The sequence below is a fragment of the Thalassotalea litorea genome, assembly GCF_005843925.1.
GTDB lineage: Bacteria > Pseudomonadota > Gammaproteobacteria > Enterobacterales > Alteromonadaceae > Thalassotalea_A > Thalassotalea_A litorea_A.
This window is the reverse complement of the sequence record NZ_VCBC01000008.1, coordinates 203,622-224,832: the sequence shown is the minus strand read 5'-3', so window position 1 is coordinate 224,832 and position 21,211 is coordinate 203,622. Positions and strand designations below refer to the sequence as shown.

The window sequence follows — 21,211 nt, the reverse complement described above, 5'->3', positions numbered from 1 at the left end:
GCGCATTTTAGGGATTTTCAGCGCTGCGTCAACACCTAATTCAATAAAAATCGCAAAACAATGTTTGTTTGCTCAAAAATCCCACAGCGCTAACTTTTTGTTAACTTAACTGTGTAAATACTCTGCAACGTCCGCCAGTGTTTTAATGCGAAACGCATCGACAGCGTCATCATCAGGGTAATTCCCACAAAGAAATAAGCGAGTCGGCACATTAGCAGCCATCGCGGATTCCATATCCGAAGGTTTATCACCAAGAAATATACTTTGAGATAAGTCGATTTTATGATCGGCTGCTGCATCCAGGATCATACCCGGGCCAGGCTTACGACATTGGCAATCTTTCAGATAAGGTGGTTTTGCACTCGTAGGGTGATGGGGACAATACTTAACATCATTAATGATCACCTGATGTTCTGCGAATCGGTCTGTCATCCATTGCGTTAGTTGATGAAATTCTTGCTCACTATATTTACCACGACCAATACCTGATTGATTGGTGACAACGATCAATAAATAGCCTTTTTGCTGTGCTAAATGACACAGTTCAAAAATACCTGGGATGAAATCGAATAATTCGATTTTCGAAACATAACCGTGATCGATATTGATAATACCGTCCCGATCAAGAAATAATGCTTTGGTCATTGAATACGTTCTGCTTGCTTATATAGGCTTTGCTTTATAAAGGAAAGAATCGAAAGGAAAGCCAGCCCGTCAAACGCGCACTATACCATATCGCAGGAAAACTATCGTAAGAAAACCCTTACAACGGGTCGCCAGGCGGGCATATGCTTTCCCAGCAACCAATTACATAGCAAGGCCACCATCGATTTCAACAACACGACCGGTAAAGAAATCGTTCTCGAATATATAACGGGCCGTATGCGCAATTTCTTGAGCATGCCCTAAGCGACCGACGGGTTTCATTTTCTCAAGACGTTCACGCATCTCAGGTTTCATTGCATCGGTCATCGCAGTTTTAATCACACCTGGAGCAATAGCGCCGACACGAATACCATGACGACCTAATTCTCTCGCCCAAGTAACCGTCATCGCAACAACCCCAGCTTTTGATGCCGCGTAGTTAGTTTGTCCCATATTCCCCTGACGCGCGATAGAAGACATATTAATAATCACCCCGGAGCGCTTATGCTTTATCATTTGTACCGAAGCTTCGCGACCACAGAGAAAAACCCCCGTAAGGTTTACATCGATAACGGATTGAAATTGCTCTAACGACATTTTTCCCGTTACTTCACCATTTTTCGCTTTCACGAACATTCCGTCACGAAGGATACCCGCGTTATTAACGAGACCATCAATACCATTAAAATCTTCAGCGATTTTTGCGAAGGTATTTTCCACATCGGCTTCATCGGTAACATTCGCACCATAAGCCTTTGCTTCTGCGCCTATGGATTCCAGTTCGGCGATTACCGTCAATAGCGCATCTTTCGACATGTCTATCAGCGCCAGACGAGCGCCATGCTCGGCAAAATCTTTGGCCATGGCGCTACCTAAACCACCAGCCGCGCCAGTGATAACAATTACTTTACCGGATAAATTCATTTACCTTCCTTTTCATACATCTTAAAAATACTGGAAAAATCCAGTGTGCCATTGCCCTGATTCGCATGGAGCGAAAATAGATTACGGGATAATGCGCCCATCGGGGTTGTTGATTGGCTTTGTAATGCACAATCCATGGCTAGTCCTAAATCTTTTGCCATCAAGTCCACCATAAAGCCGCCCTGATAGTCATTACTGGATGGAACATTTTCCTGTACACCAGGACAGGGATTATATAATTCTAAAGTCCAGTTGCGGCCTGAGCTTTTCAGCATAATCTCTGATAATACTTTCGGATCGAGATCATTGTTGATCCCTAACTGCAGTGCTTCCGCCGTGCCCGCCATCAATATCGAAAGCAACATATTATTACAGACCTTTGCAACCTGACCGGCACCATGGCCACCGGCATGGAAGATATTTTTTCCCATCGCTTCTAATACGGGTCTGGCGCGACCAAATTCTTGTTCACTGCCACCCACCATAAAACTTAAGGTGCCAGCAGCCGCGCCGGCAACACCGCCTGATACTGGTGCATCGACAAATTCAATGCCTTTTTCTTTCAATGCTGTGGCGACTTTTACCGCAGTTGCTTTATCGATTGTGGATGAATCAATCGCCAGCGCGCCGGGTTTCATCGTATGAATAATGCCTTTTTGGGACAGGTAGCAAAATTCAACATGCTTTCCTGCAGGTAACATAGTCACCACTACGTCGGCATTTGTTACACATTGTTGAGCACTTTGACAAGCAGTCGCCCCTTGTTGTGCTAATACACTCAATGCTTCCTGACTTAAATCGAAAACATTAACCTGATGGCCAGCTTTCAATAAATTGGCGGCCATTGGCCCCCCCATGTTTCCTAAGCCGATAAACGCAATCGCCGTCATTTCAATTTCCTCTTGTTGTCTTTTTGTTGCACTACAGTCTTTGTCATTTTTATTTTTATTTTTATTTTTATTTTTTAATGGAACACAAAGATTAGCTCGCAGCCATAGGTCGTAAGCCTAAATTTGCTAAGGGATGTTCAGTACTCTGCCATTTGGACTCAAAAAACCAATCCAACACTTGCTCATCAACGCTCTCAATATTGGTATACTTCCATTTCGGCTGATTGTCTTTTTCGATAAGTAAGGCTCTTACCCCTTCTTTAAATTCACCAAATTCTGCGCATTTAGAGGCCAGGCTCAGCTCAAAACGAAAACAATCAGAAAGAGAATATGGCTGGCTCGTTTTTAGTTGTCTGTAAATAATCTGTGCGCTTAACGGGCTACCACTTTTAAACGTTTTCTGTGCTCGTTGTAGCCACTTATCATCGTTTTCTATGGCTAGGATTGCCTGTGCGATGTCTGGCAATGCGGAATGACTGGTGATCGATTCAATCAGCAACTGATGCTTGACGATATTCGAATGGGGCATCGACGATTTAACGTCGCCACTTAGCGCCGATAATACCTTAGTTAGTTTCTCATGATTGAGAGAGATCGTATCTCCCCAATGAACATCCATGAGCTGTTCGATAAGAACCTTCTGTTGCTGATTGGTGAGGAAGTGATCTGCCAAACCGACATGCAAAGCATCCGCGGCATTAACACTCGCACCGGTTAATCCTAAAAATAGCCCACAGCCTTTAGGCATATGGTTTAAGAAATAACTGCCGCCAACATCGGGGAACAGACCAATACTGATTTCCGGCATCGCAATCCGCGAGGATTCGGTTACGACTCGATGACTTGCGCCGGCCATTAAGCCGAGGCCGCCACCCATAACAATACCAGCCCCCCAAACCAAAAAGGGTTTGTTATAGGCATGTATCAAATAATCTAATTGATATTCATCGGTGAAATACTGACTAGCAGAGCCTTCGCCACTATCACCTTGCTGCATGCCTTTATAGAGGTGGACAATATCCCCGCCGGCGCAGAACGCTTTTTCACCACTGCCTTGCAATAACACCATCGCGATATCAGGATTTTTCTGCCACTGTAGAAGTTTCGGTAATAACTGATGAACCATATCATGGCTAAGGGCATTGAGAGACTTTGGTGAGTTTAATGTGGCGACACCAATCTTTTTCCCGTGAATCGCTCTAATTTCTTCAAATAACACCACTTCGGTCATAGGATTTCTCCCGCACCTTCGGCTAAGATACGACGCGACACAATCAGGCGCATAATTTCATTGGTACCTTCTAAAATTTGATGGACTCGCACATCTCGAAAGTGGCGTTCTAATGGGTACTCTTTAATATAGCCGTAGCCGCCGTGGATCTGTAAAGCAGCATCACACACGGCAAATCCGATGTCAGTCGCAAATTGCTTGGCCATGGCACAATACGCGGTCTTTTCACTGTCATTACTGTCCAACTTAAACGCCGCTAAACGCACCATTTGTCTTGCGGCGACCAGCTGTGTTGCCATATCGGCTAGTTTAAATTGTAGCCCTTGAAACGAAGCAATCGCTTTGCCAAATTGCTTGCGTTCTTTCATATATTCGGTCGCGGTATTTAAGGCCTGTTGCGCAGTACCAATTGAGCAGGTGGCAATATTGATGCGGCCACCATCGAGCCCTTTCATCGCAATGGCAAAGCCCTGCCCTTCTTCACCAAGCAAGTTGGTAACGGGGATACGGACATCTTCAAAGGTGATTAATCGCGTCGGTTGTGCATTCCAGCCAAGCTTTTCTTCTGCTTTTCCATAAATGACACCGTCATTATCCGCGGGGATCACAACCGCCGAAATCCCTTTCGCACCTTCGCCGCCGGTTCTCACCATCGCCACAAGGACGTCGGTTTCCCCCGCTCCTGAGATAAACATTTTTGAACCGTTAATAACGTAATCATCGCCATCTCGTCTGGCGCTAGTCGTTAACGATGCAGCATCAGATCCCGCACCGGGTTCTGTCAAACAGTATGACGCCAGCAATTGACCACTGACCAACCCTTCGCACCAGCGCTCACAGACGCTTTGCGTGCCCCAAGAAGCAATCATCCAGGTTGCCATATTGTGAATCGTTAACATCGCGGTTGTTGCTGTACACCCCATGGATAATTGTTCAAAAATCAACGAAGAATCAAGCCGACTTAATCCCATGCCGCCTTTATCTTCTGGTGTATAGAGACCGCAAAACCCCAACTCGCCAGCTTTTTGAATGACATCTTTTGGAAATATATGCTCTGCATCCCACTTGGCCGCAAGCGGAGCCATTTCCGCCATGGCAAACTGCTTTGCCATATCAGCAAACATTTGCTGTTCTTCGGATAAATTAAAATTCATCGGTTTTCATCTTCCCCAAATCTATTTTCGACACCATTGCAATGATTGTTATTTTTACTGTCGAAAAAAAAGCCGCAACAATTGCGGCTCACCTAATCTTGATATTAAAGCATTTCGATGGCTACGGCTGTTGCTTCTCCGCCACCAATACAAAGGCTTGCCAGACCTTTTTTCAGACCTTTGTTTTTTAATGCATGAATCAACGTCACCAGAATACGAGCACCGCTGGCACCAATTGGATGACCCAAAGCACAGGCACCACCATGAATGTTCACCTTTGCGTGATCGAGCTGCAATTCGTCCATGGCCAACATAGTAACCATGGCAAAGGCTTCATTGATTTCAAATAAGTCGACATCGGCAACTGACCAGTTGATGTTTTCCAACAATTTGGTGATCGCGCCAACGGGGGCGGCCGTAAATGTTTCAGGCGTTTGCGCATGAGAACTATGGCCCACAACTTTACACAAAGGTGTTAAACCTCGCGCTCGCGCTTCGCTTTCAGTCATCATAACCAGCGCGGCAGCGCCATCAGAAATGGAACTGGAATTAGCCGCTGTCACGGTACCGTCTTTTTTAAATGCGGGACGTAACGAAGGAATTTTTTCCGGACGCGCGTTACCCGGTTGTTCGTCAACGTCTACCGTGACGTCTTTTCGACGCTCAGTAAACGTGACTGGCGTTACTTCATTGTGAAATGCACCAGATACAATTGCATTATTGGCACGCTTTAATGACTCTAACGCAAACTCATCCATTTGTTCGCGACTGAAATTCTTTTCATCGGCCGTATCTTGGGCAAAACATCCCATTGCCACACCATCGTAAGCGTTTTCAAGACCATCGAACATCATATGATCTAAGGTTTGCGCATGACCCATTCGCATTCCTTGACGAGCTTTTGGCAGCAAGTAAGGCGCGTTTGACATACTTTCCATGCCACCAGCAACGACCACACGGTTATCGCCAAGGCGTAATGAATCGACACCCTGCATTACCGCTTTCATACCAGAGCCACACACCTTCGACACGGTTGTACAAGGTGTCGACATATCAATGTCTGCATATAACGCAGCCTGACGAGCGGGTGCTTGCTTCATCCCAGCAGTTAACACGCAACCCATCAAGACTTCATCGACCTGATCATTGGCGATATCGGCTTTCGTGAGTGCAGCGCGAATAGCGGCGGCGCCGAGTTTTACAGCCGGCACGGCACTCAGGCTCCCCATAAAACCACCCATAGGCGTACGGGCAGCGGCGACAATTACAATAGATTCGTTGCTAGACATAGTGCTTTCATTTCCATTTTTATTTCTGATTTCAAGATTAACGCAATTTCAAAGTTTACGCCAAGGTAAACTTTTCAAGTAAAATTACTCAAGCGTAATTATTTATTGCCATTCGCCACGATACGCCATCACACAATGCGATTTCTATAGTCCTATAGGTCTATAAAGCACAATAAAATCGCGGCTGTGCGAATTTATTTACAGGATCGCCGGCGTTAAAATTGGCGCAATGCCAAAAACAGCTTTACCTTTACGTAAACTTCACCTAAGTTATTGAAAAAGGTTTATTGAATATTCAGTATGAGTGAAGGAAACAACAAACAAGCGACATTCAGTATCAGTGATCTCGCCAGAGAATTTGATGTGACTACCCGGAGCATTCGATTTTATGAAGATCAGGGACTGTTATGCCCGCAACGGCGAGGACAAACTCGAATTTATAATCGCCGTGATCGGGTTCGTCTCAAACTGATATTGCGTGGCAAACGTCTGGGCTTTTCCCTGGCGGAAACCGGGCGCCTGTTTAATCTTTACGATGCTGATAAAACCAGCACAAATCAACTCGACACCATTATGACGTTAATAACAGATAAGAAATCTGCGCTACATCAACAACTTGATGATATCAAAGTTGTGTTAATGGAATTATCGACATTAGAACAACGCTGTAAACAGGCTCGCCTTGAGCTTTCCGAACAAGCCACCGCAACCTCAACAGCAAATACAACCAATAAGGCAGCATTATGATCTCCCGTTTCTCTTCTCTAAACTTTAATCTTGGCGAAACCGTGGAAATGATCCGCGATCAGGTCAATGCATTTGCCCGTGATGAAATTGCGCCACGTGCAGAGCAAATCGATATCGACAATGAATTTCCTAATGACTTGTGGCGCAAGTTTGGCGATATGGGCCTTTTAGGCATGACTGTTGATGAACAATATGGTGGCAGTGGTCTTGGATATATTGAACACGTAGTCGCAATGGAAGAAATCAGTCGAGCGTCCGCATCGGTTGGATTAAGTTACGGTGCTCATTCAAATCTTTGCGTAAACCAGATTAATCGCAATGGCAGCCACGAACAAAAAATGAAATATTTGCCAAAACTTTGCTCTGGCGAGCATGTCGGCGCTTTGGCTATGAGTGAACCCAATGCCGGTTCCGATGTGGTCAGTATGAAAATTCGTGCTGAGAAAAAGGGCGATAAATACGTATTAAATGGCAATAAAATGTGGATCACCAATGGCCCGGATGCCCACACATTTATTATTTATGCCAAAACCGATATCCATGCTGGCTCAAAAGGCATCACGGCGTTTATCGTGGAGCGAGATTACCCAGGTTTCAGCCGACATCAAAAACTCGATAAATTAGGCATGCGCGGCTCAAATACCTGTGAGTTAGTATTCGAAGATTGTGAAGTCCCCGAAGAGAATATTCTCGGTGAATTAAATAAAGGTGTCGCGGTATTAATGAGCGGCCTGGATTATGAGCGTGTCGTGCTGTCTGCAGGTCCTTTAGGGATCATGTCGGCCTGTATGGATAACGTTGTTCCTTACATCCATGACCGCAAGCAATTTGGCCAGTCCATCGGTGAGTTTCAGCTGATCCAGGGTAAAGTGGCTGATATGTACACACAAATGAATGCTGCCAGAGCTTATGTATATATGGTTGCACATGCCTGTGATCGCGGTGAGACCACGCGAAAAGACGCCGCCGGTGCCATATTGTATGCCGCCGAGCTCGCCACAAAAATGTCACTGGATGCGATTCAAATCCTGGGGGGCAATGGTTACATCAATGAATTCCCTACCGGCCGTTTATTGCGTGATGCCAAGCTTTATGAAATTGGTGCCGGTACCTCTGAAATTCGCCGTATGTTAATCGGTCGAGAATTATTTACCGAATCTAAATAAGCCGTTACTAAACCGGTATCTAGTAAGGAATTATCGTGGCGAAACTACACAGCAAAATCAATACTCGCAGCGAAGAGTTCGCTGCAAACCTGGCTCATATGCAGGAACAGGTGGATGATTTAACTCTGACTCTGGAGAAAATCAAACAGGGTGGTGGTGAAAAATACCAGCAGCGACATTTAGCTCGTGGCAAATTGTTACCCAGAGATCGGGTTTATCAATTGCTCGATCCGGGTTCTCCATTTCTGGAGTTTTCGCAACTGGCGGCTTTTAACGTGTATGACGATTATGTCCCTGCCGCCGGCATCATTACCGGGATTGGAAGGGTAAACGGTCAGGAGTGCGTGATAATTGCCAATGACGCCACAGTGAAAGGTGGTACTTACTACCCGCTGACCGTTAAGAAACATCTGCGAGCACAAACGATTGCCGAAGAGAATAACCTACCCTGCATTTATCTGGTGGACTCTGGCGGCGCCAATTTGCCCAATCAAGATGAAGTGTTTCCCGATAAAGAGCACTTCGGTCGGATCTTCTTTAATCAAGCCAATATGTCGGCCAAAAATATTCCTCAGATAGCGGCGGTGATGGGCTCATGTACCGCCGGTGGTGCCTATGTACCAGCGATGGCGGATGAGTCCATTATTGTGAAAGAACAAGGGACAATTTTTCTCGCCGGCCCCCCCTTAGTGAAAGCAGCAACCGGAGAGGTCGTTTCTGCCGAAGAGTTAGGAGGTGCCGATGTCCATTGTCGAACCTCTGGGGTTGCCGATCACTTTGCCCAGAATGACCAACATGCGTTACAGCTAGTACGACAGGCTGTAGGGAATCTAAACCGAGTCAAAGCCGGGCAATTGAGTATTAAAGCACCAAGTGAACCGTTATACGACGGTAAAGAAATTTACGGGGTGATCCCGAAGGATACCAGACAGCCCTATGATGTCCGCGAAATCATTGCTCGTGTTGTTGATGGCAGTAATTTTGATGAATTTAAAGCCTTGTATGGCACCACGTTGGTGTGTGGTTTTGCGCATATTCATGGGTATCCCGTCGGTATTGTGGCTAACAACGGTATTTTGTTTGCGGAATCCGCACAGAAAGGCGCGCACTTTATCGAGCTATGTGCGCAACGGAAAATTCCTCTGGTGTTTTTACAAAACATCACCGGTTTTATGGTTGGTAAACAATACGAATCTGGTGGTATCGCCAAACACGGGGCGAAAATGGTCACCGCAGTCGCCTGTGCTCAGGTTCCGAAGTTTACGGTGCTGATTGGAGGTAGTTTTGGCGCCGGAAATTATGGTATGTGTGGCCGTGCCTACGATCCGCGCTTTATGTTTATGTGGCCCAATGCCCGTATCTCGGTAATGGGGGGCGAACAAGCCGCTGGCGTTTTGGCACAGGTAAAACGCGATCAAAAACAAAAACGTGATGAGCAATGGAGCGAGCAGGAAGAACAAGCGTTTAAACAGCCCATTATCGATGAGTATGAAAAACAGGGGCATCCATATTTTGCCTCGGCACGCTTGTGGGATGACGGGGTTATCGATCCGGCGGACACTCGTCAGGTGTTGGGCTTAGCCATTTCAAGTTCCCTCAATGCAAAAATCAATGACAGCCGCTTCGGCATATTCAGAATGTGATCGCCATGACAATTTATGCGTGATCATTAGGCGATAAATGAAAATGAAAATTGAAAACTTACACATTCCATGTTTAACAATAAATTGGAAAGACGAACAAGTCAGCCGTCGCCAACTTAACATCGCCCGTTCAGGAATCGACCACTTACCGTTCGTAATTGGTATTGGGAGAACAACATTATGACAATTTTGAGTACGAGCCCGTTGCTAACCGTTACCTACCCTAACGAAGCGATTATCGAAGTCAGTTTAAATAACCCGGAAAAGTTTAACGCGTTCGACGATTCCGTCATCCTCGCGATGAGCGAAGTGTTTGCCCAGATAGCCAATGATCAAGACCTGCGTGTCTTGATTTTATCAGCACAGGGTAAACACTTTTCAGCCGGGGCAGATTTGTCCTGGATGCAGCGTATGGCTGATTATAGTTTCGAACAAAATCAGCAGGACGCTATGGCACTGGCGACCATGCTGTATCAATTAAACACCCTCCCCCAGGCAACGATTGCCAAAGTACAGGGAGCGGCCTTTGGCGGCGCCGTTGGTCTGATCAGCTGTTGTGACATGGCGATTGCCAGCGACAATGCCAGCTTTTGTTTATCGGAAGTCAAGCTTGGGCTTATTCCCGCCACCATTAGTCCATACGTGATACAAGCCATAGGACCTCGCGCCTGTCGTAGATATTTCCAAACCGCAGAACGTTTTAATGCAAACGAAGCGACAAGGCTTGGCTTAATTGATGAAATTGTTGAACTGGACACCTTGACTGCAAGCGTCTTGAACCGCGCCAATCAGATACTTAGTAATGGTCCGGATGCCGTGCGTCAGGCTAAATCTCTGGTGCTCGATTTTCAGCACCAGGAAATCAATGACTCTGTGCTCGCACAAACCAGCGAGCGAATTGCTCAGGTTCGGGTAAGCGATGAAGGTCAGGAAGGCTTACAGGCCTTTTTCAATAAACGACCGGCCAGTTGGTTACGCGATAAGGAATAATGAATCATTATGTTTAACAAAATACTCATCGCCAATCGTGGCGAAATCGCATGTCGAGTGATCGCGACAGCCCGTAAAATGGGCATAAAAACGGTCGCGGTGTATTCCGATGCTGATCGCCAGGCAATGCACGTAACCCTTGCTGATGAAGCGATTTACATTGGCGCGGCTCCCGCCAAAGACAGTTACCTACAACCACAAAAAGTGATTGATGCGGCCATTAAAACCAATGCACAGGCGATCCACCCTGGTTATGGTTTCTTATCGGAAAACGCCGAGTTCTGCCGTTTGTGTCAGAGCCATAATATCGCCTTTATCGGACCTCCGGTTGCGGCAATAGAAGCCATGGGCTCTAAGTCGGCGGCCAAAGCCATCATGGAAAAGGCCAATGTGCCATTAGTGCCAGGCTATCATGGTGACGATCAGAGTGAAGACTTAATCAAACAACATGCCGATGCCATGGGCTACCCTGTGCTTCTAAAAGCTGCCGCAGGTGGTGGCGGTAAAGGCATGCGTCAGGTGTGGCACGAAGAAGAGTTTTCCAACGCTCTGGCGGCGGCAAAGCGCGAATCTCTGGCCGCATTTAATGACGACATTATGTTGGTCGAAAAATATCTGACCCAACCTCGCCATATTGAGATCCAGGTGTTCTGTGATGATTTTGATAATGCCGTGTATCTGTTTGAGCGGGATTGCTCAGTACAACGCCGCCATCAAAAAGTTATCGAAGAAGCGCCAGCTCCTGGATTGAGTGAAGCGGTCCGTGAGAAAATGGGCCAAGCGGCAATCGCAGCGGCCAAAGCTATTGGTTATCGCGGTGCGGGTACCGTTGAGTTTCTCTATGAGCGTGATGGTTCATTTTACTTTATGGAAATGAATACCCGATTACAGGTTGAACACCCGGTAACGGAAATGATCACCGGCCAAGATCTGGTTGAATGGCAGTTACGAGTTGCCGCCGGAGAAGCATTACCGGTAAAACAAAATGCATTACGCATTAACGGCCACGCATTTGAAGCTCGGATTTACGCCGAAGATCCAAAACAGGACTTTTTACCGGCGACAGGAACGTTAAATTTTTTGAAAGCGCCCGCCGAAAATGATCATGTTCGAGTCGACACCGGCGTCCGTCAAGGTGATGAAGTCAGCGTTTATTACGACCCGATGATTGCCAAGCTCATTGTCTGGGACGAAGATCGCGACAAAGCGCTGGCGAGATTACGTCAGGCATTAAAGCATTACCAAATTCAGGGCGTTACCACCAATATTGACTTTCTTTACAATGTAGCCAGTAATCCGGCATTTGCCCAGGCGGATGTGGATACCAGTTTTATCGATACACACCAAAGCCATTTGTTTAACGAACACGTTGGTGAAATAGACGCGTTATTACCATTTGCTGCGACTTACGTATTGCTAAAACAAAAACGTTGCAATCAATTGCTCAGCAGTACCAATGATCCCTACTCCCCTTGGCACAACAACAACGCATGGCGAGCCAATGAAAAGAACCTACACCGAATCTTGCTCAACATCCAATCGCAAAGTTTTGAAGTGGAAGTTGAAGAGCGGCGCGAAGGCGACCAACAATATTATCTGGTTAAATGTCAGGCGCAGACCTATGACGTGCAAGGGCAATTACTTGATGATCGCCTGCTGATCACGGTTAATGGTCATCGCCGACAACTCGTTGTTGCCGATCAAGGTTTATCGTTTACGCTATTTTTTGACCAGTTAGGTGAGCAAGGTGCGCTGACCTGTACCCAGGTCATGAACGATTATAATGATGCCAATGACGATTCCAGCGACAACGGATTACAGGCTCCGATGAATGGTACCTTAATCGCCACGTTAGTCGACATTGATGAAACTGTGACCAAGGGCCAGGCATTGATGATCATGGAAGCGATGAAAATGGAACATACGATTGTTGCCCCATCCGACGGCAAAGTCATTGAGTTTTATTACCACAATGGTGATATGGTCGATGGTGGCTCACCGCTACTGGCATTTGACAACAAATAAGTAAGGCAATTATGATTAAAGCAAACCCTAGGTTACCCACACAGGTAAAGCTGGTGGAAGTCGGTCCAAGAGATGGTCTGCAAAATGAATCCGTGGCCATTGATGCAAGCACCAAAGTTGAACTTGTTGATCGACTGACAGATGCCGGTTTGTCCTATATCGAAACCGGCAGCTTTGTATCGCCTAAGTGGGTGCCACAGATGGCAACGTCCAGTGATGTTTTTGCACAGATCCGCCGTAATCCCAAAGTCACCTATGCCGCGTTGACGCCTAACTTGCAAGGACTACAGGCTGCCATCGCTGCAGGTGCCGATGAGGTGGCGATTTTTGGCGCCGCATCACAGAGCTTTAGTCAAAAAAACATCAATTGTTCAATCGACGAATCTCTCGAACGATTTCATGATGTCGTCGAACTTGCCAAGCAACATGATCTCAAAATACGCGGTTATGTCTCCTGCGTATTGGGTTGCCCATATGAAGGTGATATTGCCCCAGAAAAGGTCGCAGAAGTTGCCAGAGCATTATTTGCGATGGGATGTTATGAGATATCGTTAGGTGACACTATCGGAGTCGGTACGCCCCACAAAGTTCAGGAGATGCTCGTCGCCGTGAATAAGTATATTCCGATGGATAAGCTCGCGGTGCATTTTCATGACACTTATGGTCAGGCATTGGCCAATATCTACACCGCACTCAATATGGGAATTTCAGTTATCGACAGTTCAGTGGCTGGCCTTGGAGGATGCCCTTATGCAAAAGGAGCGTCAGGCAATGTCGCAACGGAAGATGTGGTGTATTTACTTGATGGGCTGGGTATTGACCACGGCATTAATTTCGATCTATTGCTGAAAGCGGGATGGTTTATCAGCGATAAACTTGAACGGCCGGCCATATCGAAAGTATCCAATGCCATGCGAGCCAAATAAGCTTTTAGAACAGCGCAAAGACAAACACACAAACAAATACACAGACAAAAACAAGCGCTGCAATCATAAGGGTAACGCCTGTCTTCTTTCTTCTATTGCTCGGCAGGCAATCCCCAAACGACATCACCACAACTTACCGTACAATATTGACGCCTTAGACTAAACTATTCACGTTCCGCCGATCGCGGTTTAACGCACTCTAATTTTTGCAACGCACTATCAGGAAATATTCGATTGATCATTTGCGCGAAAATAAACCCACACACCACACCGGACACGTTCGCAGTCAGATCGAGCCACTCACCATAACGATTAACGAACGGCTGAATTAACTCGATACCACCACCAACCAAGATGAACAACAAAATAACCACCGGCCAGTAGCTTGGTTTTCTTAGTCCCATAGGCATCACTAAGGCAAAGTACGCGATAAAATGATGGGTTTTATCCGTGCCGGGAAATGGCGGCAAAGCAGCAAGCGGATATAAGGATAAAAAGCAGATAATCGCCAAAAGTAGTAGGGTCAATACAACCCAGTAGGATCTGATCAGTATTAACAACTGGGTCATCGTCGTTCCGAAATCATTATACTGGCTAATATTGTGACTGGCCTCAAGCAAATTTTCAATGTTAATTACGTTTCTCTTTGGCGCAATTTTCAGCCCCCCAACTAAAATAAAAACAACTATAGTTTTATCAAGTCTCAAATAACCTAATTATCGGAGAATCTGATGACGACATCAAACAGTAACTCTTCAGGAAAATGTCCATTTATCCATGGCAGCAACACGCGCCAAAGTGGCATGGGTACAGGCAACATGGATTGGTGGCCAAATCAGCTAAATCTTAAAATTCTTCGTCAACACGACGCAACGTCAAACCCTATGTCTGACGACTACTCCTATGCAGAACAATTTTCCCAGCTCGATCTGAATCAGGTTAAACATGATCTCGAAGCGTTAATGACGGATTCGAAAGATTGGTGGCCCGCTGACTATGGCCATTATGGTCCATTTTTCATTCGTATGGCATGGCACGCTGCCGGAACCTATCGGATCGGAGACGGACGCGGCGGTGCAGGAACCGGCGCACAGCGTTTTGCACCGTTAAATAGCTGGCCCGATAATGGCAACCTCGATAAAGCGAGACGCTTATTGTGGCCAGTCAAAAAAAAATATGGCCATAAATTGTCCTGGGCCGATTTATTGGTACTCGCAGGAAATTGTGCCCTCGAATCAATGGGCTTTAAAACCTTTGGTTTTGGTGGTGGTAGAGAGGATATCTGGCACCCTGAAGAAGACATTTACTGGGGCGCAGAAACCGAATGGCTGACCAGCAAACGATATGCCGGAGAGCGCGACCTGGACAACCCCTTAGCAGCGGTTGAAATGGGACTAATCTATGTAAATCCAGAAGGTCCAAATGGCGAGCCAACCATACTCGCTTCCGGCAAAGATATTCGTGAAACCTTTGCTCGCATGGCAATGGACGATGAAGAAACTGTTGCCTTAGTTGCCGGAGGTCATACATTTGGCAAATGCCATGGCGCTGGTGATGCGGCGAACGTAGGTCCTGAACCAGAAGCTGCGAACATCGAAAACATGGGGCTTGGCTGGATCAATGAATTTGGAGACGGTCATGGCGATGATACCATTACCAGTGGCATCGAAGGTGCTTGGACGGCGACCCCCACGACTTGGGATAATGGCTATTTCGACATACTATTTGGCTACGAATGGGATCTGGTAAAAAGTCCCGCAGGCGCCTGGCAATGGGTACCGATTAATCCCGCTGACGAACATCTGGCGCCCATGGCACAGGACGGTACAAAAAAAGTCACCACCATAATGACCACGGCGGATATGGCTATGCGCATGGATCCGATTTATGGACCTATATCAAAACGCTTTCACGAAAATCCTGAACAATTTGCCGACGCCTTTGCTCGAGCCTGGTTTAAGCTTACCCACCGCGATATGGGACCTAAGGTGAGATACTTGGGTCCTGATGTGCCTCAAGAAGATCTGATTTGGCAAGATCCCGTCCCTACGTCGGAATTTCAACAGCCCGACGCACAAGAGTTTTCCGAGCTAAAACAGCAAATCGCTGACAGTGGTTTATCTGTAGCGGAAATGGTTTATACCGCCTGGTCATCTGCATCGACCTATCGAGACTCAGACAAACGCGGCGGCGCCAACGGTGCCAGGGTCCGTCTTGCACCACAAAAAGATTGGCTCATGAATCAACCCAAGCAACTTGCGAAAGTACTGAGCGTTTTAGAGCAAATCCAACAAAGTTTTAATGATGACAATGCCGCAAAACAGGTATCCATTGCCGATCTCATTGTGCTGGCCGGTAACCTGGGTATTGAACAAGCGGCGCGCGCTGCCGGCAAGCCCATTGAAGTACCATTTAGTGCCGGTCGTACTGATGCTACCGCTTCACAAACCGATGCGGATTCCTTTCACGCATTGGAAGGCAAAGCGGATGGGTTTCGCAATTTTTGTCAAGCCGAGCATGCGGGTATTGCCGAGGAGTTGTTGCTTGATAAAGCCCAACTGTTAACGCTTAGTGCGCCACAAATGACCGTGCTTATCGGTGGCTTGCGCAGTCTTGGCATTACCTGTGATAACTCCGACATTGGCGTTCTCACAAACACCCCAGGAACATTGACCAATGACTTTTTTGTCAACCTTTTAGATATGGACATTCAATGGACCCCAAAAAATGGCGGGATTCTGTTTGAAGGGGTTGCACGTAGTAACGGTAACCACAAATGGCAAGCCTCGAGAGTCGATTTGATTTTTGGTTCTAATTCCGAACTCAGAGCACTTTGTGAAGTCTATGCATCGAATGACGCAACCGACAAATTCTTGAACGACTTTATTGACGCCTGGGTCAAAGTAATGAACCTCGATCGGTTTGATTTAATGTAAGTGTAAAGTCAAAATACTGCATAAAACGACATAGCAATAGCGGGTAAATTCACTAAAGAATTTGCCCGCCTTGGCGCCAGTGCACTGTCATTAAGCGACGGCAGGCGTCCTAACACCCCCAAAATTCACTGCAAAGACCATCACAATTAGTCACAGCCCTTAGTATTCGCCGCGCAAATTTATTTTTCTTGCATCATTTTTTAAACACTGTTAATTTACTGTACAAATAAACAGTATCTCATACAGGACGTTTGTTATGTTAACCAATCTTAGTATCCGTAATTTCGCGATTGTCAGTCATGTAGAAATAGACTGGCGTCAGGGAATGACCACAATTACTGGAGAAACCGGTGCCGGTAAATCAATCGCTATTGATGCCTTAGGTTTATGCCTGGGTGAGCGAGCGACGACATCTGTCGTTCGACCCGGTAGTGACAAAGCCGAGTTAATTGCCAGCTTTGATGTGAGTCATAACAAAAAGGCTCAGCAATGGTTAACGCAACAGGAACTCAATGAAGATAACGAATGCATAATTCGCCGTTTAATCAACAGCGAAGGACGTTCCAAAGCCTATATTAATGGCACCCCTGTTCCCCTTGCACAATTAAAAATTCTCGGACAGTGGTTGATTAACATCCACGGACAGCACGACCATCAGTTATTGTTGAAAACCACAGAGCAACGCCAGTTACTGGATGATTATGCACAGCACCAAGGTTTACTGGATGAGTTAAAGTTCTTTCAAAAACAATGGCGTAATAAAAACAATGAATTGACGGCACTACTGAAAAGCCAACAACAACGCCAGGCTCAACAACAATTATTGCAGTATCAGGTTAAAGAACTTGATGAATTTTCACTGCAGGAAGGCGAATTTTCACAACTAGAAACCGATTTTAAACGTCACGCCAATGCCCAACAATTATTACTGCTATCAGGTCAGTGTTTGAATCAGCTTGGTGACGAGAATGAATATTCGATCAGCGCCCAGTTGCAAAAGATCATTGATGACATGCAACAACTATCCTCCTTAGACAAAGGGGCTGAAGCGATTACCAGCATGCTTGTTGACGCCAGTATTCAAATCCAGGAAGCGTGTTCAGATTTGAATTATTACCAACAACGCATCGATATTGATCCCGAAGCATTTAACATCATTGAAGAGCGTTACTCGACGGCAATCACATTAGCGCGAAAACATCAGGTAAACCCTGAAAATTTGTTTGCTTTCCATCAAAAACTGCATAGCCAACTCAGTCAGTTAAGTGGTGATGAAGAAAGGCATCAGCACTTGCATGATGAACTTGACGAAATTAAGGCTCAATACCAGCAAGTGGCAACAAAACTTCGGAATAGTCGAGCAAAATCGGCGAAGAAATTAGCAAAATTAATTACTGAATCAATGCGCGAGCTAAGCATGCCTGATGCGCAGTTTAGTGTGCACCTCAGTGATGCACACCCAGAGCAATTGTCAGCCCATGGATTCGATGACATTGAATTTTTAGTCAGTATGAACCCAGGCCAGCCATTAGAAGCATTGCACAAAGTCGCGTCCGGTGGTGAATTGTCACGAATAAGTTTGGCGATCCAAGTGATCCTGGCGGAAAAAATCATCACGCCAACTTTAATATTCGATGAGGTAGATGTGGGAATTAGTGGCCCTACCGCAGCGAAAGTTGGTCAGAAGTTACAACAGCTCGGTAACAATACCCAGGTCATTTGTGTAACTCACCTACCACAAGTAGCAAGTAAAGGACGCCAACAATTGTTTGTCGCCAAGTTGACCGATGGCAAACACACCCAAACCTCTGTCAACCTGCTCCAACAAGACGCGCGTGAGCGAGAAATCGCACGGTTGCTGGCTGGGGATGAAATTACCGACAATGCGATTGCCAACGCTAAAGAACTTTTAGCCAGTTAAAAGGTCATATAAAAATCCCGATAAGTAAGTCTGACTCGTGTCCGAATTTGTTTTATCGGGATAAATCGCTAAAAAATTCGTAAAAAGCCTTTAATCTGCACTGTCCCTTAGTTATTATCCATGGCAGTAATACCATATCGTCGCAGATGATAAACACTTTGCGAGACACTGAATGGTATAGAAGTAAGGCTGCAGTCGTTAAGGAATAATAATTAATGAGATCTCGTGCTTTATCGCTTAGCATTTTGCTAGGATTGGCCACCACGTTTGCCTCAGGTTGTGTATATCGAATTGATGTTCCCCAGGGGAACTATATTGAGCAAAAGCAAATTGACAAGCTGCAGGTCGGCATGACCAAAGAGCAAGTAAAATTTGTGCTCGGAAATCCAGTTGTCGTTGATGCGTTTAACGACAATAACTGGTATTACGTATACGACTTTAAATCTGGTCGAAATGAAGCCTTTAACTCGCAAAAGAAACTGGTGTTGACGTTTGAGAACGATACTCTGACGAACGCAGAAGGTGATTTTGAATTACCAGAGAGCTTTTACACACCGATTCAATAATTTTTAACCGGTATCCTGTCTGGATACCGGTCAATTTGCCCCCCAAATAAAACTGCATCTGCACAGTTACCTGTGCTGTAGATGAACAATAAACTTAACCGTCAGGATCTAAGAAATGAAACTAAAGCAATTGCTAACCTGCATTGTAACCTGCGCTATGTTATGGGGTTGTGGGCATGGTTATGAAGGTGAATACCAAATCAAAAGTGCATCCAACAATGAATTTGTTAATGCCTTTGCCGATGCCATTCAGGTACCTAATATCATTATTGGTGAAGACTTCATCGAAAAAGAAGGAAAACGCACCTATTACGACGAAGTCAGTGTGCGCGAACGTGGTGGCGATAAATACTTAGTATTTCGAATCGGCAAAGAAGAGCAAGTGTGGAAAATCGTCAATGAAAACACCTTGCAACAAGGTAAAGGTTTACTCGGCATTACATTAAATAAAATAATGGCATCCAACCAACAGTCACAGGAAAGTTAACATGATAAAAATAAATCCTTTAAATCTGGTTTTGGCTACGGTTGTTTGTACGATAGTCAGCAGTGCACACGCGAAAAATGACAAATCTGATAATACCTTACCTAAGGGCCTTGAAAAGAAAGTCAAGCAAGGTAAAGGTTTGCCACCAGGTTGGCAGAAAAAGCTGATACCCGGTGAAATCCTTAGTCGCGACGTGTATCGCCACCGCGATATCATCGTTCCTATGGATACCCGAGGTATCGTTACGGTAAGAATTGACGGCAAGTTAATTCGTTTAATCGAAGCTTCGCGAGAAATCGTAGAAATTCTCAATTGATACCTGAGTACCGAATAATAAAGTACTAAATACGCGTAAAATTTCGATGCAACGGAATGACAAAAGGCCAGTCTCTAGACTGGCCTTTGTTTTAATGCGGTGTCTGAATATGTCACTGCCTTGATTCATGAGTGTCATCCCGCCATGTCTTTGGATAGACCCGGCTCTGAGGCCAGGATGATGGTTTTCTATACCGGTGGTGATAGATTCCCTGTAGTGTCAGGGAATGACTCATAGTGGTTGTTCTTTTCCCTCGAAACAGTGTGTCCTCGGAGCTGATGACATCAGCGTACTCGAAGCGACGTTGGACTCGCGTGCCAGGAACAACCTTTGATTGTGTGCTCGGAGTGGCGTTTTTCGTTTATCGCTTCAACTTGCGGGTAATTCAATACCCGCACATATTAATGGTCCAAATTCACTTAAACAGACGTTATATTTGATAGCGAGTCGCCGTTTCCAAAAGTGTTTTGGCATCAATTGACTCGGTTAAGCATTTCTTGATGTCAGACTTAGAAAATACCAGTACCCGATCGCGATTACCACGACTCGCTTTGGTTACCGCCGCATCCTTAATGATTAACGACACATGTTCATCACCGGGTAACGATTTTAGTCCGCCACCATAAGTACATAAAACTTCGCTTAGGTTTGCTTCTAGACTATTAAAATACGCCTGTTGTTGTTGACGTTGTTTGGCAACTTCTTTTTCTTGCTCAGCCTTTAACGCATTGGCACGCTTCGATAAATCCTGTTTCTGCTCCAGTACCCGCTTTTTACGTTGCTCAAGCTTTGCCGTCTCCTGTTCAATCTCTTTTAATTCATCTTTATCAATAGTCCGTTTTTTATAGGCCAAATCGCGATTTTCACGCTCAATGTCACGCAACTCGTAGGCTAACTCTCGCTCTAATTCTCTGAGCTGACGTTGGCGCTCAACATCCGCTCGCATATGATCCTGAGCCATTTCCATCGCCACAGCGGCTTCTTCCATCGCTTCATCAATCACGTCTTGTAAATCTTCTCCAAACAACTCGCTGTCTTCAAATCCTGCGGGCGCTAATGGCGCAACCGGTACGACTGGCATCGGCACCGTAAACCCTGAAAACTTATAATTGCGTTGTGATTTTACGGTGAATACGACCCCTTGATTTGCCAAATACATCGACTCAATGCCCATAAGCCCAATGGATTTACTGTCACCACTGTTTTTAATCGCGCTGGTGAAGATGTCTTCCATAATGTCGATTTGCTTACTCAGGCTTTGGTATTCGTTTTCGTTTGCGTTTACGGTGTTGCAGGCTATCGCACTGATCACAGACAACGCCAGAGGCAGTACCGCTTTTTTTAACTTATTCATT

At 45.8% G+C, this 21,211-nt stretch carries 19 protein-coding genes; 11 read left to right on the top strand and 8 right to left on the bottom strand.

The window, feature by feature from the left end; genetic code table 11:
• Nucleotides 1-105 precede the first annotated feature (105 nt).
• The 6 genes from FE810_RS09870 to FE810_RS09845 all read right to left on the bottom strand — a co-directional run bounded on the left by FE810_RS09870 (nt 106) and on the right by FE810_RS09845 (nt 6,133).
• The gene (locus tag FE810_RS09870) at nt 106-645 is read right to left on the bottom strand and encodes a D-glycero-alpha-D-manno-heptose-1,7-bisphosphate 7-phosphatase (RefSeq protein WP_138319885.1); all 540 of its coding nucleotides are present in this window, start codon (nt 643-645) and stop codon (nt 106-108) included.
• A 162-nt stretch (nt 646-807) separates the two neighbouring features.
• Nucleotides 808-1,569, bottom strand: coding sequence for an SDR family oxidoreductase (locus FE810_RS09865; RefSeq protein WP_138319884.1), 762 nt, complete (start codon nt 1,567-1,569; stop codon nt 808-810).
• Nucleotides 1,566-2,561 carry a 3-hydroxyisobutyrate dehydrogenase gene (gene mmsB, locus FE810_RS09860; RefSeq protein ID WP_281278329.1) on the bottom strand — a complete coding sequence of 332 codons (996 nt, stop codon included), beginning with the start codon at nt 2,559-2,561 and terminating at the stop codon, nt 1,566-1,568. The genes FE810_RS09865 and mmsB overlap by 4 nt, the downstream gene beginning before the upstream one ends.
• A complete protein-coding gene (locus FE810_RS09855; RefSeq protein ID WP_138319882.1) occupies nt 2,551-3,690 on the bottom strand; it encodes an enoyl-CoA hydratase/isomerase family protein in 1,140 nt (379 codons plus the stop codon). The genes mmsB and FE810_RS09855 overlap by 11 nt, the downstream gene beginning before the upstream one ends.
• Complete coding sequence (locus tag FE810_RS09850) at nt 3,687-4,844, bottom strand: acyl-CoA dehydrogenase family protein (RefSeq protein WP_138319881.1); 1,158 nt, start codon at nt 4,842-4,844, stop codon at nt 3,687-3,689. The genes FE810_RS09855 and FE810_RS09850 overlap by 4 nt, the downstream gene beginning before the upstream one ends.
• A gap of 104 nt (nt 4,845-4,948) precedes the next feature.
• Nucleotides 4,949-6,133, bottom strand: a complete 1,185-nt coding sequence (locus tag FE810_RS09845) for a thiolase family protein (RefSeq protein ID WP_138319880.1) — start codon at nt 6,131-6,133, stop codon at nt 4,949-4,951.
• A gap of 300 nt (nt 6,134-6,433) precedes the next feature.
• On the opposite strand from FE810_RS09845, the gene FE810_RS09840 reads away from it, so the two are divergent.
• From FE810_RS09840 to FE810_RS09815, 6 genes are all read left to right on the top strand, one after another.
• A complete protein-coding gene (locus tag FE810_RS09840; protein WP_138319879.1) occupies nt 6,434-6,880 on the top strand; it encodes a MerR family transcriptional regulator in 447 nt (148 codons plus the stop codon).
• Nucleotides 6,877-8,046, top strand: a complete 1,170-nt coding sequence (locus FE810_RS09835) for an isovaleryl-CoA dehydrogenase (RefSeq protein WP_138319878.1) — start codon at nt 6,877-6,879, stop codon at nt 8,044-8,046. Before FE810_RS09840 ends, FE810_RS09835 begins: the two co-directional genes overlap by 4 nt.
• Before the next feature lie 35 nt (nt 8,047-8,081).
• Complete coding sequence (locus FE810_RS09830; RefSeq protein WP_138319877.1) at nt 8,082-9,689, top strand: carboxyl transferase domain-containing protein; 1,608 nt, start codon at nt 8,082-8,084, stop codon at nt 9,687-9,689.
• Nucleotides 9,690-9,869: 180 nt separating this feature from the next.
• A complete protein-coding gene (locus FE810_RS09825; RefSeq protein ID WP_138319876.1) occupies nt 9,870-10,679 on the top strand; it encodes an enoyl-CoA hydratase/isomerase family protein in 810 nt (269 codons plus the stop codon).
• 9 nt (nt 10,680-10,688) lie between these two features.
• Nucleotides 10,689-12,704 carry an acetyl/propionyl/methylcrotonyl-CoA carboxylase subunit alpha gene (locus FE810_RS09820; protein ID WP_138319875.1) on the top strand — a complete coding sequence of 672 codons (2,016 nt, stop codon included), beginning with the start codon at nt 10,689-10,691 and terminating at the stop codon, nt 12,702-12,704.
• Between the two features lie 11 nt (nt 12,705-12,715).
• Nucleotides 12,716-13,630: a hydroxymethylglutaryl-CoA lyase gene (locus FE810_RS09815; protein WP_138319874.1), complete on the top strand. Its 915-nt coding sequence runs from the start codon at nt 12,716-12,718 to the stop codon at nt 13,628-13,630.
• Between the two features lie 164 nt (nt 13,631-13,794).
• On the opposite strand, the gene FE810_RS09810 is transcribed toward FE810_RS09815, so the two are convergent.
• On the bottom strand, nt 13,795-14,199 hold the full coding sequence (locus FE810_RS09810; protein ID WP_138319873.1) for a VanZ family protein: 405 nt from the start codon (nt 14,197-14,199) through the stop codon (nt 13,795-13,797).
• A 162-nt stretch (nt 14,200-14,361) separates the two neighbouring features.
• Between FE810_RS09810 and katG the strand changes: the two genes are divergently transcribed.
• The 5 genes from katG to FE810_RS09785 all read left to right on the top strand — a co-directional run bounded on the left by katG (nt 14,362) and on the right by FE810_RS09785 (nt 19,856).
• Nucleotides 14,362-16,566: a catalase/peroxidase HPI gene (gene katG, locus FE810_RS09805; RefSeq protein WP_138319872.1), complete on the top strand. Its 2,205-nt coding sequence runs from the start codon at nt 14,362-14,364 to the stop codon at nt 16,564-16,566.
• A 256-nt stretch (nt 16,567-16,822) separates the two neighbouring features.
• Complete coding sequence (gene recN / locus FE810_RS09800) at nt 16,823-18,487, top strand: DNA repair protein RecN (RefSeq protein WP_138319871.1); 1,665 nt, start codon at nt 16,823-16,825, stop codon at nt 18,485-18,487.
• 215 nt (nt 18,488-18,702) lie between these two features.
• Complete coding sequence (locus FE810_RS09795; RefSeq protein ID WP_138319870.1) at nt 18,703-19,053, top strand: outer membrane protein assembly factor BamE; 351 nt, start codon at nt 18,703-18,705, stop codon at nt 19,051-19,053.
• 115 nt (nt 19,054-19,168) lie between these two features.
• Nucleotides 19,169-19,540: a hypothetical protein gene (locus FE810_RS09790; RefSeq protein ID WP_138319869.1), complete on the top strand. Its 372-nt coding sequence runs from the start codon at nt 19,169-19,171 to the stop codon at nt 19,538-19,540.
• 1 nt (nt 19,541) lies between these two features.
• A complete protein-coding gene (locus FE810_RS09785) occupies nt 19,542-19,856 on the top strand; it encodes a hypothetical protein (protein WP_138319868.1) in 315 nt (104 codons plus the stop codon).
• A 430-nt stretch (nt 19,857-20,286) separates the two neighbouring features.
• On the opposite strand, the gene FE810_RS09780 is transcribed toward FE810_RS09785, so the two are convergent.
• Nucleotides 20,287-21,210 carry a hypothetical protein gene (locus FE810_RS09780; protein WP_138319867.1) on the bottom strand — a complete coding sequence of 308 codons (924 nt, stop codon included), beginning with the start codon at nt 21,208-21,210 and terminating at the stop codon, nt 20,287-20,289.
• Between the last annotated feature and the right edge of the window lies 1 nt (nt 21,211).

What these genes read in the sequence shown, in the direction of transcription:
- katG (WP_138319872.1), top strand. Translation starts at nt 14,362, where the DNA reads ATGACGACATCAAACAGTAACTCTTCAGGAAAATGTCCATTTATCCAT.
- FE810_RS09835 (WP_138319878.1), top strand. Translation starts at nt 6,877, where the DNA reads ATGATCTCCCGTTTCTCTTCTCTAAACTTTAATCTTGGCGAAACCGTG.
- FE810_RS09845 (WP_138319880.1), bottom strand. Translation starts at nt 6,133, where the DNA reads ATGTCTAGCAACGAATCTATTGTAATTGTCGCCGCTGCCCGTACGCCT.
- FE810_RS09865 (WP_138319884.1), bottom strand. Translation starts at nt 1,569, where the DNA reads ATGAATTTATCCGGTAAAGTAATTGTTATCACTGGCGCGGCTGGTGGT.
- FE810_RS09870 (WP_138319885.1), bottom strand. Translation starts at nt 645, where the DNA reads ATGACCAAAGCATTATTTCTTGATCGGGACGGTATTATCAATATCGAT.
- FE810_RS09850 (WP_138319881.1), bottom strand. Translation starts at nt 4,844, where the DNA reads ATGAATTTTAATTTATCCGAAGAACAGCAAATGTTTGCTGATATGGCA.
- FE810_RS09825 (WP_138319876.1), top strand. Translation starts at nt 9,870, where the DNA reads ATGACAATTTTGAGTACGAGCCCGTTGCTAACCGTTACCTACCCTAAC.
- FE810_RS09855 (WP_138319882.1), bottom strand. Translation starts at nt 3,690, where the DNA reads ATGACCGAAGTGGTGTTATTTGAAGAAATTAGAGCGATTCACGGGAAA.
- FE810_RS09785 (WP_138319868.1), top strand. Translation starts at nt 19,542, where the DNA reads ATGATAAAAATAAATCCTTTAAATCTGGTTTTGGCTACGGTTGTTTGT.
- FE810_RS09820 (WP_138319875.1), top strand. Translation starts at nt 10,689, where the DNA reads ATGTTTAACAAAATACTCATCGCCAATCGTGGCGAAATCGCATGTCGA.
- recN (WP_138319871.1), top strand. Translation starts at nt 16,823, where the DNA reads ATGTTAACCAATCTTAGTATCCGTAATTTCGCGATTGTCAGTCATGTA.
- FE810_RS09815 (WP_138319874.1), top strand. Translation starts at nt 12,716, where the DNA reads ATGATTAAAGCAAACCCTAGGTTACCCACACAGGTAAAGCTGGTGGAA.
- FE810_RS09795 (WP_138319870.1), top strand. Translation starts at nt 18,703, where the DNA reads ATGAGATCTCGTGCTTTATCGCTTAGCATTTTGCTAGGATTGGCCACC.
- FE810_RS09810 (WP_138319873.1), bottom strand. Translation starts at nt 14,199, where the DNA reads ATGACCCAGTTGTTAATACTGATCAGATCCTACTGGGTTGTATTGACC.
- FE810_RS09790 (WP_138319869.1), top strand. Translation starts at nt 19,169, where the DNA reads ATGAAACTAAAGCAATTGCTAACCTGCATTGTAACCTGCGCTATGTTA.
- FE810_RS09780 (WP_138319867.1), bottom strand. Translation starts at nt 21,210, where the DNA reads ATGAATAAGTTAAAAAAAGCGGTACTGCCTCTGGCGTTGTCTGTGATC.
- FE810_RS09840 (WP_138319879.1), top strand. Translation starts at nt 6,434, where the DNA reads ATGAGTGAAGGAAACAACAAACAAGCGACATTCAGTATCAGTGATCTC.